A 13428-nucleotide genomic window follows, 5' to 3' on the forward strand; every position below is an offset into this window, starting at 1 on the left:
TCATGAAATTAAACTGGTTTACCCGCAAAGGGATCGTCTACCTGCCTGTATCCATCATTGGCTGGATCATATTGATCATTGCACTTGCTTATGCTGTTTTTACGTTTATTGATATCGATAAACGCTCGCATTCGGTGAGTGATACGCTCATTAATTTTGTATTTAACCTGCTTTTGATTGGACTGGTATATACACTAATTGCTTATTTCACGGAGAAGAAGCCGGTGCCGGAAGCCATCAAAAAATAAAAACCTATCTGAGCATTACGAAATGGATGAAGCCTCGGAATGTCTTATCAATTTTAATCCCTTGATGCTAATAGCAAGAAAAATGGCAGGGTAAACAACCATCAGTATTACCAATGAAGGATTTCTAATAAAGTTTGCCAAATGTCCTATTATAAAAAATATGTTGATAATTATCGAGTATTTCCACCCCGACGGGTTAATGACATGATCAGTATTCGTCATCTGCTGATAGTAAATATATTGAGCCATCAGTCCAAGCAATAACAAAGCGATAAGAACCCAATCGTAAATACTTTTAAAACGGCTTAAAACAAGGTTGGTAAATGTAAGAATTGTAACAACGCCGGCTAAAAGGGCAGGAACGAGGTTAATAAAAAACAACCATTTAGCAATTATTGTGGCTTGGGAAACTGGATGAATTGATTGGCGCATGAGAAGTCTGATAAATAGTCAAGGTAAAAACTTTAAGTAAATATTTTGACTATATCTGCGCTTTATAACTTTCAATATTTGAAATACTGGATTAAAAATTCAGTTAATACCGGAAAAAACCACAACGCGTTGTTAATAAAAAAACTAAATGTGGAAATTTTTAAATTTGGCTTTCTTTTATTGAAAATAATCCCTATACTTGCAATCCGATTTTTACGGGCTAAAAATCGCATTAAGAGCTTAAAATCATGGATTTAGTAAAATTTGTTGAAGAGCAATCAGTAGAAAAAAAGCAGCTTCCATCCTTCAAAGCTGGTGATACTGTAAGTGTTCACTATAAAATCAGAGAAGGAAATAAAGAACGCGTTCAGGTTTACCAAGGTGTTGTTATTCAGCGTAACAGCGTTGGTGTAAGCGAAACTTTTACTGTGCGTAAAGTATCAAATGGCATTGGCGTTGAGCGTATCTTCCCTGTTAACTCTCCAAACATCGACAAGATCGAAGTTAACAGCGTTGGTAAAGTTCGTCGTTCTAAACTATACTACCTGCGTGCCCTTACTGGTAAAGCAGCTCGTATCAAATCAAAACGCGTTTAATTTACCCAACCGCTTAGCGGTATATAAAAGATTAAAAGGCCTTTCTGAAATAATTTCGGTAAGGCCTTTTGCCATGTGATGGTTTTTGAAAAACGGTCCTCTTAATCTGTTGATTTTCAAATACGAAGGCAAAGGCAAGCTATCAAAGTAAACTAACGCGGGTTTGTAACCCGTGGTGAACCATGGCTTAAGCTTTCAGTTTCAACGATATCGAATCACAGATTACGCCGCCACTAAACCTGCGACAGTGCAACAGCCATAAAAACCACGTCATTGCGAAGCAATCCCCAACTTTACAGAGCGAATTTGCATAGCCGCTATACTAATAGAGGATTGCTTCTTACCTCGCAATGACGCATTTAAATAGCTTTTCGAAAAAGCACAAAAAAAGCAGATGAGTTCCCCATCTGCCTTTCTTTATATAAAACGTACGCTAATTATTCGCTATCCGCTTCCTTTGCCGCATCACCACTATCATCTTTTTTAGCTTTTGATGCTGTTTTTTTCTTAACAGGTTTCTCTGCGGCGCTTTCTTCCACTGCCGGATTTTCAGCTGTCTCAGGATGATCAACCACCAGTGACGGAGCAGGAGTAATACTGTTCATAGTAGGTGTTTCCTCTACCAAAACGGCTGGCTCAACTGGAGCTGCAGGCGGCTCAGGAACAACAATTGCATCAGGCTTTGCAGCTTCTTTTACCGGCTCCGGATCAACCAGCTCAGCCAAAACCGTACGACCGCCTTTTACTACATCGCCAATATTTACCAGGATCTTAGTACCCAGCGGCAGGAAAACATCCACTCTCGAGCCAAACTTAATAAAACCGAACTGTTGGCCCTGCTCAACAATATCCCCTTGTTTAACATACCAAACTATGCGGCGGGCCAGTGCACCGGCTATCTGTCTGAACAATACAGTTACACCTTTGCTGTTTTCAATAGCTATAGTTGTACGTTCGTTCTCGGTTGATGATTTAGGATGCCAGGCCACCAGGTATTTACCTTTATGGTATTTAAAATAACTTACCACACCTGCAATAGGGTTACGGTTCACGTGCACATTAACCGGCGACATGAAAACCGATAATTGAATACGTTTATCTTTTAAAAATTCGGTTTCTTCAGTTTCTTCAATCACTACAACCTTGCCATCGGCAGGGCAAAGGATAGTATTTTCGGCGGTTTCAATATCAAAGAATGGACTGCGGAAAAACTGCAGGATGATCAAAAATAAAGCACCCGAAAAAATATAAACTATCCATTTCAGCGTATGCGCAGTTGGCATGTAAAACTGGATGAGCGCATTTAAAACAAAAATGAACAGGATAGTAATAGCGAGTGAGGTATAGCCTTCTTTATGTATGGTCATTATTTATTGTGTTTAATACAAAACTACTAATTTGAAATTAAGTACAGGTATGCATATACAATTGGCGCGGCCATCAGCAAGCCGTCAAACCTGTCGAGCAGGCCGCCATGGCCTGGTAATATGCCCCCCGAATCTTTTACGTTAAGGCTGCGCTTGAACATGGATTCAACCAGATCACCCATGGTACCAAAGTTTGAGATGATAAGCGACATAATGATCCAGTCGAAACAATTGTATTCTGTATAAAAACGGCTCAAAATATATGCCGCCAAAGCGCAGATCAGGATGCCCCCGATAAAGCCTTCCCATGATTTTTTAGGCGAATGTCTTTCAAACAACTTGTTACGGCCAAATTTGCTGCCCACCAGGTAAGCCCCGGTATCATTGCTCCACAGCATAATTAAAAAGCCAAGCGGCACGTGAAAGTTAAAAACACCATCTCCCCGCGTAAAAGCCATGGCATGGAAAAACATGAACGGCACAACAGCCATCAGCAAACCCAAATAAGTGAAGCCAATATTAGTGAATGGCGCGGTAGATTTTTTATATAACTCGCCTATCGGAATAAAGCTAAGCAGTATGGGTAGCAGTATAATGTATTTATATGCCGGGAAATAGCAGTTAGCCGCAAAAAAGAAGAACATGATTACGCCGGCAAGTGCCCCGGTAAAACGCTCGGGCTGCATACCGCCCTGTTTAACCAGTTTGTAAAACTCCAGCAAGCAAAACAGGCTCAATAGCAGGTAAAAAACACTAAATACATAAGGGCCTAATAAATTAGACCCAATCATTACGATAATAAAAAATAAGCCAGTGATGGCGCGTTGTTTCATATATTAATTTGATTGAGGATCATGATCTCAATAGCCTTACTAAAATCCTCCTGGTGAATGTAAACTTCTATTTCGCCAAAGCTCCGGTGCGATGAATCCTGTTTATTCAGCAAAACGGTATCAATATGATTCCCGGTAAGCATTTGCTTAACAATTTCTGATTGGTAAAAATTAGTTGAAGTAAAAATTTTGACCCAGTTTTTTTCCATTTAACTCAACAGCGGGCTTTTTCCTTTAGCAGTATTTCTGTACATAAAAAGCAAAATTAAAATAATTATCAGGCTTAATGCATAGCTCTGGTAATTAAAAACGTGCTGATCGTTAGGATCAAGCGTAATGCGCTTTTGCGAATACAGATACAGGATCACAACCTGGGTGGCATTATTTAAAAAATGCGCCCAAACACTTGTCCAGATACTGCCGCTCCACATTACAAAATAGCCAAAAAACACGCCCAGCGCCACACGCGGTAAAAAGGTAAAAAACTCCATATGAAAAGCACTGAAAAGGATAGCCGTGATCCAGATAGCTGCATGCGGATTTCCTGTCCACCGGATCATGATGGTTTGCAAACACCCCCTGAATAAAAACTCTTCGGCAATGGCAGTTAACAACCCAACTACTAAAACCGCAAAAAGCATGTCGGATATGGTCTTCATTTGAAGCATGGCTTCGGTGGCTTTTTGGGCCTGGGCCTCCATTGCGCGCAACGCATCTTCCAAACTTTTTAATGGGGCCGGCAAAACCAGTTTCTGGTTAACATTTACTAATACCTCCATAACCGGGGATGAACAGATCATGATAGAGAGGATCAGCAATAACAGCACCGGTGGAAATTTGGGGGTAATCTTCAAATAATCTACAGGTTCCCTTACTATAAAGCGCGCAAAAATTACAGGGGCAAGATATAAGGGCAACGTAGTACTGATGATTTGCAACGTCCATAAAGCGGCACCAACATGCGGATTTCGGGTATTAAAAGTAAATGTATCCGTAAGTGTTTGTGATCCGAATATTACCCCGATAATCCCGGCAGCTATTAAACCGCACACAATCAGCATCCCTATAGTTAGCGCAATCAGTATTATAAATTGTAAAAACGGCGTTATTTGACTTCCCTGTGGCTGAGGGCTTTGATATGAGGCTTTTATCATTCGATGTAAAATTCGTATTTTTGCAGGCTAAAGATAAGGATGTCTGTACAAATAGGAAATATTGATTTAGGGGAGTTCCCGCTGCTGCTGGCGCCGATGGAGGATGTGAGTGATCCGCCCTTCCGCTATGTGTGTAAGCAAAACGGCGCGGATATGATGTATACAGAGTTTATTTCAAGCGAAGGCCTTATCCGCGATGCGGCAAAAAGCAGGCAAAAGCTGGATATTTTTGAATACGAAAGGCCTATCGGCATCCAGATCTTCGGGAGTGATATTGACCATATGCGCGAAGCTACCGAAATAGCTACGCTGGCCAATCCCGATTTAATGGATATTAACTATGGCTGCCCGGTAAAACAGGTGGCCTGCCGCGGTGCCGGCGCAAGCCTTTTACAGAATATTGATAAAATGGTAGCCATGACCAAAGCGGTTGTTGAGGCCACACATTTACCGGTAACCGTAAAAACCCGCCTGGGCTGGGACGATAACACTAAAAATGTTTACGAAGTTGCCGAACGCCTGCAGGATGTGGGGATCAAGGCACTTACTATACACGGCCGTACCCGCTCGCAGATGTATAAAGGCGAAGCCGATTGGTCGTTGATCAGGGATATCAAAAAAAATCCGCGGATAAAAATCCCCATTTTCGGCAATGGCGACATCGATTCGCCCGAAAAAGCAGCCGCTTGGCGCATGGAATATGAGGTTGACGGCATGATGATCGGTCGTGCGGCGATTGGTTATCCATGGATTTTTCGTGAAGTAAAGCATTATTTTAAAACCGGCGAATACCTGGATAAGCCAACAATTGCCGAGCGCGTTGCAGCCTGCCGGGCCCATTTATACAAATCAATAGAGTGGAAAGGCCCTAAAACGGGCATTTTCGAGATGCGCAGGCATTACTCTAACTACTTTAAAGGGATAGATCATTTCAAAGAGTTCAGGATGCGTTTTGTTACCGCCCCTGATCTTGAAGCAGTTGACCAGATTTTGGCCGAGATCGAAGAAAAATATGCCATCGAAATGGCTTAATATTTGCTCCCTTTCCATATATTTGAAATAAACGATACTTGTCACATGGTTACCACTATAACTGAGGGTGTTAAGGTTTCCATCGAAACCATATATCAGCCGGAGTATTCAAACCCGGCAAACGATCATTTTATGTTTGCCTACAAGGTAAGCATCGAAAACATGACCAACTACGCCATCAGGTTGATGAGCCGTCACTGGTATATATTTGACTCAAACGGTGCAAAGCGCGAAGTGGAAGGCGAAGGTGTAGTAGGCCAGCAGCCTGTTATTGAGCCGGGCCATACCCATGAGTATGTATCAGGCTGTAACCTTAAAACCGACATGGGCAACATGAAAGGCGAATACCACATGATCCGCCTGTTGGATAACGCCAACTTCAATGTACAAATCCCGGAGTTTTATCTGATAGCGCCATACAGGCTGAATTGAGAGTCAAGACGGCAAGATTCAAGAAACAAGAAAGACAAATCAAAAATATAAAGAAAAGCCCTAACGGAATCACTCCGTTAGGGCTTTTCTTTATATATGGTTTTAAGATTGGGGCTATCGTTGTCTTTCCCTATGCGGTCTTTCTTCGCGCGGAGCCAAAGCTTGCCTGCGGGGAGCTCTGTTGCTATGCTGAGCGGCAGCCCTTGCAGCACCATTATTTACTGCCGCGACATTTGTCCTCCTGGCTGGAGAATGGCTGTTAGCGGAATTGTCGGCAGATGGTGCAGCATTACCAGCATGAGCCGGATTAGCTGCTGCATTTGCTCTTACTGAGGGTTGTGCCCTGCTTCCTTCTTGTGTAAAACGGCTTCCGTTGACCTTGTTCATGGCAGCGGTTGCCGGATGCCCGTTATTATTTTTTGCAAATTGGCTTGGGTCTTTTACCGCAACCTGCCGGTGGGTAATTTGATCAGCCGTAGGCTGTATATGACTTTCCTTTTCGGCAGCCTGCTCTTGCGGCTGTGGTTTTGCGGTCACACCACCCGGTCCGTTAAAACTGTTATTATTAACGGTAACGTTGTTATTGATAACAGTTTTGTTGATATAGGTATTATGCACAACCGTGTTATTAACATTCACAACAGCGGTATTGTACTGAAATGAATTACCGGCCCAGCGCCCGCCAACATAGCCGGTTCCAACATAACCGTAGCCGTAGTTTACACCGCCATAAAACCCAATGTGCGGGGCCCAGTAGCCTTCATGAAAAACGTATACTGCACCATCGTATCCCCAGTAACCAGGCGTCCACAAATAACCCACCCTGGGTGGACTCACCCACACTCCCGGAACCCAGTAATATCCGCCATCCTGGTCATAAGCCCAATAACCGGGTGTCCATAAATATCCATCAACAGGGCAGGGCGGCTGGGTATAGGTAGGCAATACAGGCGGCGCTATATTTACAGAAACACCTATACTGATTTGTGCATAGGCTTTAACGGATGCTGCTGACACTATCAAAAGCACCATAAATACACTTGCTATTTTTTTCATGATATATGATTTTACCCAAACCTACCCGTGTAACATGAACATTACATTAAGTTTCGGCCTGTTAAATGAACAGATCATGAAGATTAAAAGCCCCCCGGCCCCCTAAAGGGGGAGTGCAAGTGTCATTTTAAAACACAAAGGCCTGTTTCCGAATGAAACAGGCCTTTATAATTACAACAATCCTTCCCCCTTTAGGGGGTTAGGGGGTTAATTCCTCCTGTTAAATAAAAACGATGCATAGTAAACCAGCGTAGCCAGAGCGCTCAACGCGGCAACTACATAGGTCATGGCAGCCCACCAGAGGGCATCTTTTGCCATTTCATGTTCTTGTCCGGTTTGTACCACAGCATAATTGTTATCCAGCCACGCCAACGCCCGGCGACTTGCATCAAACTCAACCGGCAGGGTTATAAAGCTAAAAAATGTAACCAGTGCAAGCGCGGCAACACCAACTGCCAAAACATAAGGGCTACCTGAAAAGAATAACAGCATAATGCCGATGAACAAAGTCCACTGGGTAATAGTTGATGCCACGTTGATAACGGGCACCATAGCCGATCTGAAACTTAACCAGCCGTAAGCTTCGGCATGTTGCACAGCATGGCCGCATTCATGTGCGGCGACAGCGGCAGCGGCAATGCTGCGGCTGTAAAAAACATCGGTACTCAGGTTCACTGTTTTTGTTTCGGGGTTATAATGATCCGTAAGCTGTCCTTCAACACAAATTACCTGTACATCAAAGATACCATGGGCGCGCAGCATCTTCACGGCTACTTCCTGTCCCGATAAGCCAGACATTAAGCCAATTTCAGAATACTGCTTAATTTTACTCCTGAACCGCCATTGTACAATAAAGCTTACCAGGGCAACAATAATCATCAGGAACCAGGCCGAGTTCGGCGCGATGTATCCCATAATTAATGATATGTGATTCATATGATATTGATAAATATAAGTTAAAACTAAGTAGGTTGAAACCTTACAAACGTTACAGCGCTTGTTCAAAAACTATTCCGCTTTGAGCAAAAAGTTTAAAAGCATTAGGTTACCTCAAAGTTTTTGCTTCCCGAATAGCTATTTTTGAACATGTTGGAGCCATCATTTTCATACTGGGAGCGTACAGCCTTTACCGATAACGCCGATGTTATCATTATTGGCAGCGGACTTGTTGGCCTTAGCGCCGCCCTTCAGTTAAAAAAACAGCAACCAACCTTAAAAGTTTTAGTGTTGGAACGCGGCTTCTTACCATCAGGCGCCAGTACTAAAAACGCTGGTTTTGCCTGTTTTGGTACAGTTTCGGAGCAAATTGAAGCAATAAATCATTCATCAGAAACGGAGGCCATGCACCTGGTAGCTTACAAGTGGAAAGGACTGCAACGTTTAAGGGAAAATTTGGGTGATGCTAACATCGATTATTATCAATATGGCGGGCATGAACTGTTTATGGATCATGAGGAAAGCCACGCACGTGAGTGTATTGATCAAATAGATCACCTTAACAAATTATTAAAACATGCTATAGGCCATGCTGACATTTATTCAGTAGCCGATGAAAAAATTGCAGGTTTTGGCTTCAATAAAGTGAAGCATATCATATACAACCCTTTTGAAGGACAGATTCACACCGGCAAAATGATGCGTGCTCTATTATATAAAGCATACCAACTCGGCGTATTGGTACTTAATAATTGTGGCATTTCCGTTATCGGGCAGGAAGATCAGCACATCAGGCTAAGTACCTCGCAAGGTATTTTTAAAGCGGGCAAAGTGATCCTGGCTACAAATGCTTTTGCAAGCCAGCTATATCCTCAGCTTGATGTAGTACCCGGCCGCGGACAGGTAATGGTTACCAAGCCTGTTCCAGGGTTAAAACTTAAAGGCACTTATCATTTTAACCAGGGTTATTACTACTTCCGCAATATTGATGGGCGGGTATTGTTTGGCGGCGGCCGTAACCTCAATTATAAAGCGGAAGAAACCTGGGATTTTGGGCATACCGATGAAGTTAAACAGCAATTGATAAACTATCTGAACCAGGTGATCCTCCCCGGCCAAAATGTAGAGATTGATTATTGGTGGAGCGGCATCATGGGTTTCGGGCAGGAGATCAGCCCGATAGTAAAACAGGTGCAGCCTAATATTTTTTGCGCTGTGAGATGCAATGGCATGGGCGTTGCCATGGGGAGCTTGGTAGGTGAGGAAGTGGCAGAGTTGTTACTTAATTCGTAAGTAATTGATTTTCAAGAACCCGGTAAATTACTCGCCGATTTTGTCTGAACTCGAATTTATGAAATTAAAAGAATTCATCGAATTTGCTTAGCATTCTGTTAATTGATCAAATTCCATCAATTCGAGTTCAGGCGACAGCAACACAGGTAAGAATAACCTGTTATTAGCTAAATAGATAAGCGCCTGGCACTACTGCAAATCTTTTTTGAAATTTTTTTAAATCACTGTTGAATATTTGATTTAAAAGTCTGATATTTGCAAACTCTTTTTGGATAAAGGGTTGATAATTAAAAATATTTGTCATGTCAAGAATTTGTGATCTAACAGGAAAAGGATCTATCGTAGGTAACAACGTTTCAAACTCAAACGTTAAAACAAAACGCAGGTTTCATCCTAACTTGAAACTTAAAAAGTTTTATATTCCTGAAGAAGATAAATGGATTACCTTAAAGGTATCTACTTCTGCTGTAAAAACTATCAGCAAAAACGGTATTACCGCCTGCATCAATAAATTTGTTAAAAAAGGCTACATTTAGTAGTCGGCTTTCAAGTTTAGCAGTATAATAAAATTGAAAAATTACGTAAGCCGTGAGGTGACACGTACAACATAAAAAGAAAATGGCAAAAAAAGGCAACAGGGTTCAGGTGATTTTAGAGTGCACCGAACACAAAACAAGCGGTATGCCAGGCATGTCTCGCTATATCACCACTAAGAACAAAAAAAATACAACTGAAAGATTAGAGTTGAAAAAATTCAACCCTGTTTTGAGGAAAGTAACCGTTCACAAAGAGATTAAATAATTAGTTGACCGGATTGATTGGCTCATTAAGTTTTATCTTGATATAGCCAACTCAATAATTCACTAAATCAATAATTAAACAACATGGCAAAGAAAGTAGTTGCAACGCTGAAAGTAGCAGGTAAAGGCAAAGAATATTCAAAAGTGATCACCATGAATAAATCACCTAAAACTGGTGCTTATTCATTCAAAGAGCAAATTGTCCCTAACGATTTAGTTAAGGATGCAATTGCAGGTAAAACTATATAATCACTCTTTGATTAAAATATTGAAGCCGTCTTGTTTTAACGAGAGGGCTTTTTTTGTTGAATGATATTAGATGTGCAAATTTCAGGTGTGCAAATGCGCAGATGAAGAAAGGTGATTTGATATGGCAACATATTTGAATACTGAAATTAGTACATTGAACAAACAATCTGCACATCTGAAATTAGCACATTTGCATATCAACGAACATGGGATTATTTGATTTTTTTAAGAAAAAGGAAAACACGCAGCAGGAACAGCAGGCGCTTGATACCGGTTTGGAAAAAACCAAGGATAACTTTTTTTCAAAGATCACCAAAGCCATCGCCGGTAAATCAACCGTTGATGATGATGTGCTGGATGAGCTGGAAGAGATCCTGGTTACATCCGACGTTGGCGTAAGCACCACGCTCAAGATCATTGACAGGATCCAGGCCCGTGTTGCCCGGGATAAATATGTAAGCACCAACGAGCTGAACACCCTGTTAAAAGATGAAATTCAACAACTGCTTGCCGAAAACAACAGTAACGACTTCCGCAATTTTGAATATGGCGATCATAAGCCATACGTAATTATGGTAGTTGGCGTTAACGGCGTAGGTAAAACCACCACCATAGGCAAGCTGGCCCATAAGCTTAAGCAGGCTGGCAACCAGGTTGTTTTAGGCGCTGCCGATACCTTTCGTGCAGCCGCGGTTGACCAGATTAAACTTTGGGGTGAACGTGTTGGTGTAAAAGTTGTTGCTCAGGCTATGGGTTCCGATCCTGCTTCAGTTGCTTATGATACCCTTCGTTCGGCTGTGGCCAATGGCGATGATGTAGCTATTATAGATACTGCCGGCCGTTTGCATAATAAAGTTGGTTTGATGAACGAGCTAACCAAAATCAAGAACGTGATGCAAAAGGTGATCCCCGGTGCTCCGCATGAGATACTGCTGGTACTGGACGCCTCAACCGGGCAAAACGCCATTGAGCAATGCAAGCAGTTTACCGAAGCTACCAATGTAAACGCCCTGGCGCTAACCAAATTGGATGGTACAGCTAAAGGTGGTGTGGTTATAGGAATATCAGATCAGTTTAAGATTCCGGTTAAATATATAGGTGTTGGCGAGGGAATGGATCACCTGCAGCTGTTTGACAGGCAGGCGTTTGTTGACAGCTTGTTTAAAGCTTGATTTTTTGATTTCAGTGATTTTTTTGATTTCACCGATTACCCATGGCAAGTTATGAAAACGATTCATTAACAGAGAGAATAATAGGCTGTTGCTTTGAAGTTCATAAACATTTAGGGCCAGGGTTTATCGAAAAAGTATACTCAAAAGCTTTACAACATCAGTTACAAATAGAAGGTTTAGCTTTCGAAACAGAAAAGAAATTCGAATTATATTTTAAGGAAAAGTGTGTTGGAGAATTTAGATGTGATTTTTTTATTGAAGGCAAAGTTATTGTTGAACTAAAAGCAGTGACCGGCCCTTTTTTACCGATAATTTTCCAAAAGCAACTCTTATCCTATTTAAAAGCAAGTAAAATCAAGACAGGCTTATTGATTAACTTTGGCAATGTAAGTTGTTCAATTAAAAGACTGTCTGTATAAATGGAATCAGTGAAATCAAAAAAATCACTGAAATCAATTGGAAATAATGAAGACAAAAGAAATTTCCCGTCCATCTGTTAAGCAGGCCAAACCCCGTGTAAACGTGGTTACGTTAGGCTGTTCAAAAAATATTTACGATTCGGAAATATTGATGGGCCAACTGAAGGGCAACCAGTTTGATGTGGTGCATGAGGCCGAGAAGGTAGGCAAAAATGATATTATAGTAATTAATACCTGTGGCTTTATTGATAATGCCAAGCAGGAATCGATAGATACTATTCTGCAATACAGCGAACTTAAGGAGCAGGGCAAAGTAGGTAAGGTAATTGTTACCGGCTGCCTGAGCGAGCGTTACAAGCCTGAGCTTGAAGCCGAGATCACCAACGTTGATGCCTATTTCGGTACCAATGATCTGCAAAACCTGCTGGCTTCTGTAGGTGCAAATTACAAGCACGAACTTATTGGCGAGCGTTTATTAACAACGCCATCGCATTTTGCTTATTTTAAAATTGCTGAGGGCTGTAACCGTCCGTGCTCGTTTTGTGCCATCCCTTTAATGAGGGGTAAACACCTGAGTTCGCCGATTGAACAATTGGTTGAGGATGCAAAAAAACTCGCTAAAAACGGAACAAAAGAATTGATCCTGATTGCACAGGATTTAACCTATTACGGTCTCGACCTTTACGGCAAACGCAATCTGGATGAGCTGCTTCGCCGTTTATCTGATGTGAACGGTATCGAATGGATCAGGTTGCAATATGCTTATCCTTCAGGTTTCCCGATGGAGATCCTGGATGTGATGAACGAGCGCGAAAACATCTGTAAATACCTTGACATGCCTTTGCAACACATCACCGATAACATGCTGAAATCGATGCGCCGTGGTATTACCAAGCAAAAAACCATTGATATTGTGAACGAGATCCGCGATCGTGTACCGGGCATTGCTATGCGTACTACGTTAATCACCGGTTACCCGGGCGAAACCCAGCAGGATTTTGAAGAGATGGCACAATGGGTTGAGGATACCAAGTTCGACCGTTTGGGCTGTTTCACCTATTCGCACGAGGAAAAGACCCACGCTCATACTTTGGTTGATGATGTACCTGAAGAAGTAAAACAGGAGCGTGCCGATGCCATTATGGAAATCCAGCAGGGCATTTCTTTTGATAAAAACCAGGAAAAGATCGGCAATACCTATAAAGTGCTGATTGACAAAAAGGATGGCGGCTATTTTGTTGGCCGTACAGAATTTGATTCGCCCGAGGTTGATAACGAAGTTTTGATTGATGCAAGCATTGATTATGCTACCGTTGGCAGCTTTGTTAACGTAAAGATAGACAGTGCAGAAGACTTTGACCTTTATGGACAAATTGTAAAATAATGTTAATTTGCGGTCGGCTGTAAAG

General features: G+C 41.9%; 17 protein-coding genes and 1 pseudogene. 11 read left to right on the top strand and 7 right to left on the bottom strand.

The window, feature by feature from the left end:
- Window positions 1–2: 2 nt before the first annotated feature.
- Window positions 3–248, top strand: a complete 246-nt coding sequence (locus BLP33_RS19540) for a hypothetical protein (RefSeq protein ID WP_090532274.1) — start codon at window positions 3–5, stop codon at window positions 246–248.
- Between the two features lie 15 nt (window positions 249–263).
- Here BLP33_RS19540 and BLP33_RS19545 read toward each other — a convergent pair whose 3' ends face one another.
- Window positions 264–680 carry a hypothetical protein gene (locus BLP33_RS19545; protein WP_090532277.1) on the bottom strand — a complete coding sequence of 139 codons (417 nt, stop codon included), beginning with the start codon at window positions 678–680 and terminating at the stop codon, window positions 264–266.
- A 248-nt stretch (window positions 681–928) separates the two neighbouring features.
- Between BLP33_RS19545 and rplS the strand changes: the two genes are divergently transcribed.
- Window positions 929–1276, top strand: a complete 348-nt coding sequence (gene rplS, locus BLP33_RS19555; protein ID WP_090532282.1) for a 50S ribosomal protein L19 — start codon at window positions 929–931, stop codon at window positions 1274–1276.
- 713 nt (window positions 1277–1989) lie between these two features.
- Here the strand turns inward: rplS and BLP33_RS19560 are convergent.
- From BLP33_RS19560 to BLP33_RS19575, 4 genes and pseudogenes are all read right to left on the bottom strand, one after another.
- Window positions 1990–2643, bottom strand: a pseudogene (locus tag BLP33_RS19560) (phosphatidylserine decarboxylase family protein); the annotation flags it as partial.
- A 26-nt stretch (window positions 2644–2669) separates the two neighbouring features.
- The gene (locus BLP33_RS19565) at window positions 2670–3476 is read right to left on the bottom strand and encodes a phosphatidate cytidylyltransferase (RefSeq protein ID WP_090532284.1); all 807 of its coding nucleotides are present in this window, start codon (window positions 3474–3476) and stop codon (window positions 2670–2672) included.
- Window positions 3473–3685, bottom strand: coding sequence for a putative signal transducing protein (locus BLP33_RS19570; protein WP_090532286.1), 213 nt, complete (start codon window positions 3683–3685; stop codon window positions 3473–3475). Before BLP33_RS19570 ends, BLP33_RS19565 begins: the two co-directional genes overlap by 4 nt.
- Window positions 3686–4630, bottom strand: coding sequence for a CPBP family intramembrane glutamic endopeptidase (locus tag BLP33_RS19575; RefSeq protein ID WP_090532289.1), 945 nt, complete (start codon window positions 4628–4630; stop codon window positions 3686–3688).
- 39 nt (window positions 4631–4669) lie between these two features.
- Between BLP33_RS19575 and dusB the strand changes: the two genes are divergently transcribed.
- Window positions 4670–5662 (top strand): tRNA dihydrouridine synthase DusB, encoded by a 993-nt coding sequence (gene dusB / locus BLP33_RS19580; protein ID WP_090532290.1) that lies wholly within the window; start codon window positions 4670–4672, stop codon window positions 5660–5662.
- Between the two features lie 45 nt (window positions 5663–5707).
- On the top strand, window positions 5708–6094 hold the full coding sequence (gene apaG / locus BLP33_RS19585) for a Co2+/Mg2+ efflux protein ApaG (RefSeq protein ID WP_090532292.1): 387 nt from the start codon (window positions 5708–5710) through the stop codon (window positions 6092–6094).
- Window positions 6095–6208: 114 nt separating this feature from the next.
- Here the strand turns inward: apaG and BLP33_RS19590 are convergent, their stop codons facing one another.
- Together BLP33_RS19590 and BLP33_RS19595 are read right to left on the bottom strand one after the other, a co-directional pair.
- On the bottom strand, window positions 6209–7150 hold the full coding sequence (locus BLP33_RS19590; RefSeq protein WP_217633193.1) for a YXWGXW repeat-containing protein: 942 nt from the start codon (window positions 7148–7150) through the stop codon (window positions 6209–6211).
- 207 nt (window positions 7151–7357) lie between these two features.
- The gene (locus tag BLP33_RS19595) at window positions 7358–8086 is read right to left on the bottom strand and encodes a zinc metallopeptidase (RefSeq protein ID WP_090532294.1); all 729 of its coding nucleotides are present in this window, start codon (window positions 8084–8086) and stop codon (window positions 7358–7360) included.
- 150 nt (window positions 8087–8236) lie between these two features.
- On the opposite strand from BLP33_RS19595, the gene BLP33_RS19600 reads away from it, so the two are divergent.
- The 7 genes from BLP33_RS19600 to rimO all read left to right on the top strand — a co-directional run bounded on the left by BLP33_RS19600 (window position 8237) and on the right by rimO (window position 13403).
- Window positions 8237–9379 carry an NAD(P)/FAD-dependent oxidoreductase gene (locus tag BLP33_RS19600; RefSeq protein WP_090532296.1) on the top strand — a complete coding sequence of 381 codons (1143 nt, stop codon included), beginning with the start codon at window positions 8237–8239 and terminating at the stop codon, window positions 9377–9379.
- Between the two features lie 302 nt (window positions 9380–9681).
- A complete protein-coding gene (gene rpmB, locus BLP33_RS19605; protein ID WP_022830076.1) occupies window positions 9682–9915 on the top strand; it encodes a 50S ribosomal protein L28 in 234 nt (77 codons plus the stop codon).
- Window positions 9916–9997: 82 nt separating this feature from the next.
- On the top strand, window positions 9998–10180 hold the full coding sequence (rpmG, locus tag BLP33_RS19610; RefSeq protein WP_022830075.1) for a 50S ribosomal protein L33: 183 nt from the start codon (window positions 9998–10000) through the stop codon (window positions 10178–10180).
- An 83-nt stretch (window positions 10181–10263) separates the two neighbouring features.
- The gene (locus BLP33_RS19615; protein ID WP_090532298.1) at window positions 10264–10428 is read left to right on the top strand and encodes a DUF4295 domain-containing protein; all 165 of its coding nucleotides are present in this window, start codon (window positions 10264–10266) and stop codon (window positions 10426–10428) included.
- Between the two features lie 206 nt (window positions 10429–10634).
- Window positions 10635–11600 carry a signal recognition particle-docking protein FtsY gene (ftsY, locus tag BLP33_RS19620; protein WP_090532299.1) on the top strand — a complete coding sequence of 322 codons (966 nt, stop codon included), beginning with the start codon at window positions 10635–10637 and terminating at the stop codon, window positions 11598–11600.
- Between the two features lie 41 nt (window positions 11601–11641).
- The gene (locus BLP33_RS19625) at window positions 11642–12019 is read left to right on the top strand and encodes a GxxExxY protein (protein WP_090532301.1); all 378 of its coding nucleotides are present in this window, start codon (window positions 11642–11644) and stop codon (window positions 12017–12019) included.
- A gap of 46 nt (window positions 12020–12065) precedes the next feature.
- Complete coding sequence (gene rimO / locus BLP33_RS19630; RefSeq protein WP_090532303.1) at window positions 12066–13403, top strand: 30S ribosomal protein S12 methylthiotransferase RimO; 1338 nt, start codon at window positions 12066–12068, stop codon at window positions 13401–13403.
- The last annotated feature ends 25 nt before the right edge of the window (window positions 13404–13428 follow it).

The organism is Mucilaginibacter sp. NFR10, assembly GCF_900100445.1.
GTDB lineage: Bacteria > Bacteroidota > Bacteroidia > Sphingobacteriales > Sphingobacteriaceae > Mucilaginibacter > Mucilaginibacter rubeus.

Excerpts from the sequence above, each read along its gene's own strand:
- BLP33_RS19540 (WP_090532274.1), top strand. The coding sequence starts at position 3 with ATGAAATTAAACTGGTTTACCCGCAAAGGGATCGTCTACCTGCCTGTA.
- BLP33_RS19545 (WP_090532277.1), bottom strand. The coding sequence starts at position 680 with ATGCGCCAATCAATTCATCCAGTTTCCCAAGCCACAATAATTGCTAAA.
- rplS (WP_090532282.1), top strand. The coding sequence starts at position 929 with ATGGATTTAGTAAAATTTGTTGAAGAGCAATCAGTAGAAAAAAAGCAG.
- BLP33_RS19565 (WP_090532284.1), bottom strand. The coding sequence starts at position 3,476 with ATGAAACAACGCGCCATCACTGGCTTATTTTTTATTATCGTAATGATT.
- BLP33_RS19570 (WP_090532286.1), bottom strand. The coding sequence starts at position 3,685 with ATGGAAAAAAACTGGGTCAAAATTTTTACTTCAACTAATTTTTACCAA.
- BLP33_RS19575 (WP_090532289.1), bottom strand. The coding sequence starts at position 4,630 with ATGATAAAAGCCTCATATCAAAGCCCTCAGCCACAGGGAAGTCAAATA.
- dusB (WP_090532290.1), top strand. The coding sequence starts at position 4,670 with ATGTCTGTACAAATAGGAAATATTGATTTAGGGGAGTTCCCGCTGCTG.
- apaG (WP_090532292.1), top strand. The coding sequence starts at position 5,708 with ATGGTTACCACTATAACTGAGGGTGTTAAGGTTTCCATCGAAACCATA.
- BLP33_RS19590 (WP_217633193.1), bottom strand. The coding sequence starts at position 7,150 with ATGAAAAAAATAGCAAGTGTATTTATGGTGCTTTTGATAGTGTCAGCA.
- BLP33_RS19595 (WP_090532294.1), bottom strand. The coding sequence starts at position 8,086 with ATGAATCACATATCATTAATTATGGGATACATCGCGCCGAACTCGGCC.
- BLP33_RS19600 (WP_090532296.1), top strand. The coding sequence starts at position 8,237 with ATGTTGGAGCCATCATTTTCATACTGGGAGCGTACAGCCTTTACCGAT.
- rpmB (WP_022830076.1), top strand. The coding sequence starts at position 9,682 with ATGTCAAGAATTTGTGATCTAACAGGAAAAGGATCTATCGTAGGTAAC.
- rpmG (WP_022830075.1), top strand. The coding sequence starts at position 9,998 with ATGGCAAAAAAAGGCAACAGGGTTCAGGTGATTTTAGAGTGCACCGAA.
- BLP33_RS19615 (WP_090532298.1), top strand. The coding sequence starts at position 10,264 with ATGGCAAAGAAAGTAGTTGCAACGCTGAAAGTAGCAGGTAAAGGCAAA.
- ftsY (WP_090532299.1), top strand. The coding sequence starts at position 10,635 with ATGGGATTATTTGATTTTTTTAAGAAAAAGGAAAACACGCAGCAGGAA.
- BLP33_RS19625 (WP_090532301.1), top strand. The coding sequence starts at position 11,642 with ATGGCAAGTTATGAAAACGATTCATTAACAGAGAGAATAATAGGCTGT.
- rimO (WP_090532303.1), top strand. The coding sequence starts at position 12,066 with ATGAAGACAAAAGAAATTTCCCGTCCATCTGTTAAGCAGGCCAAACCC.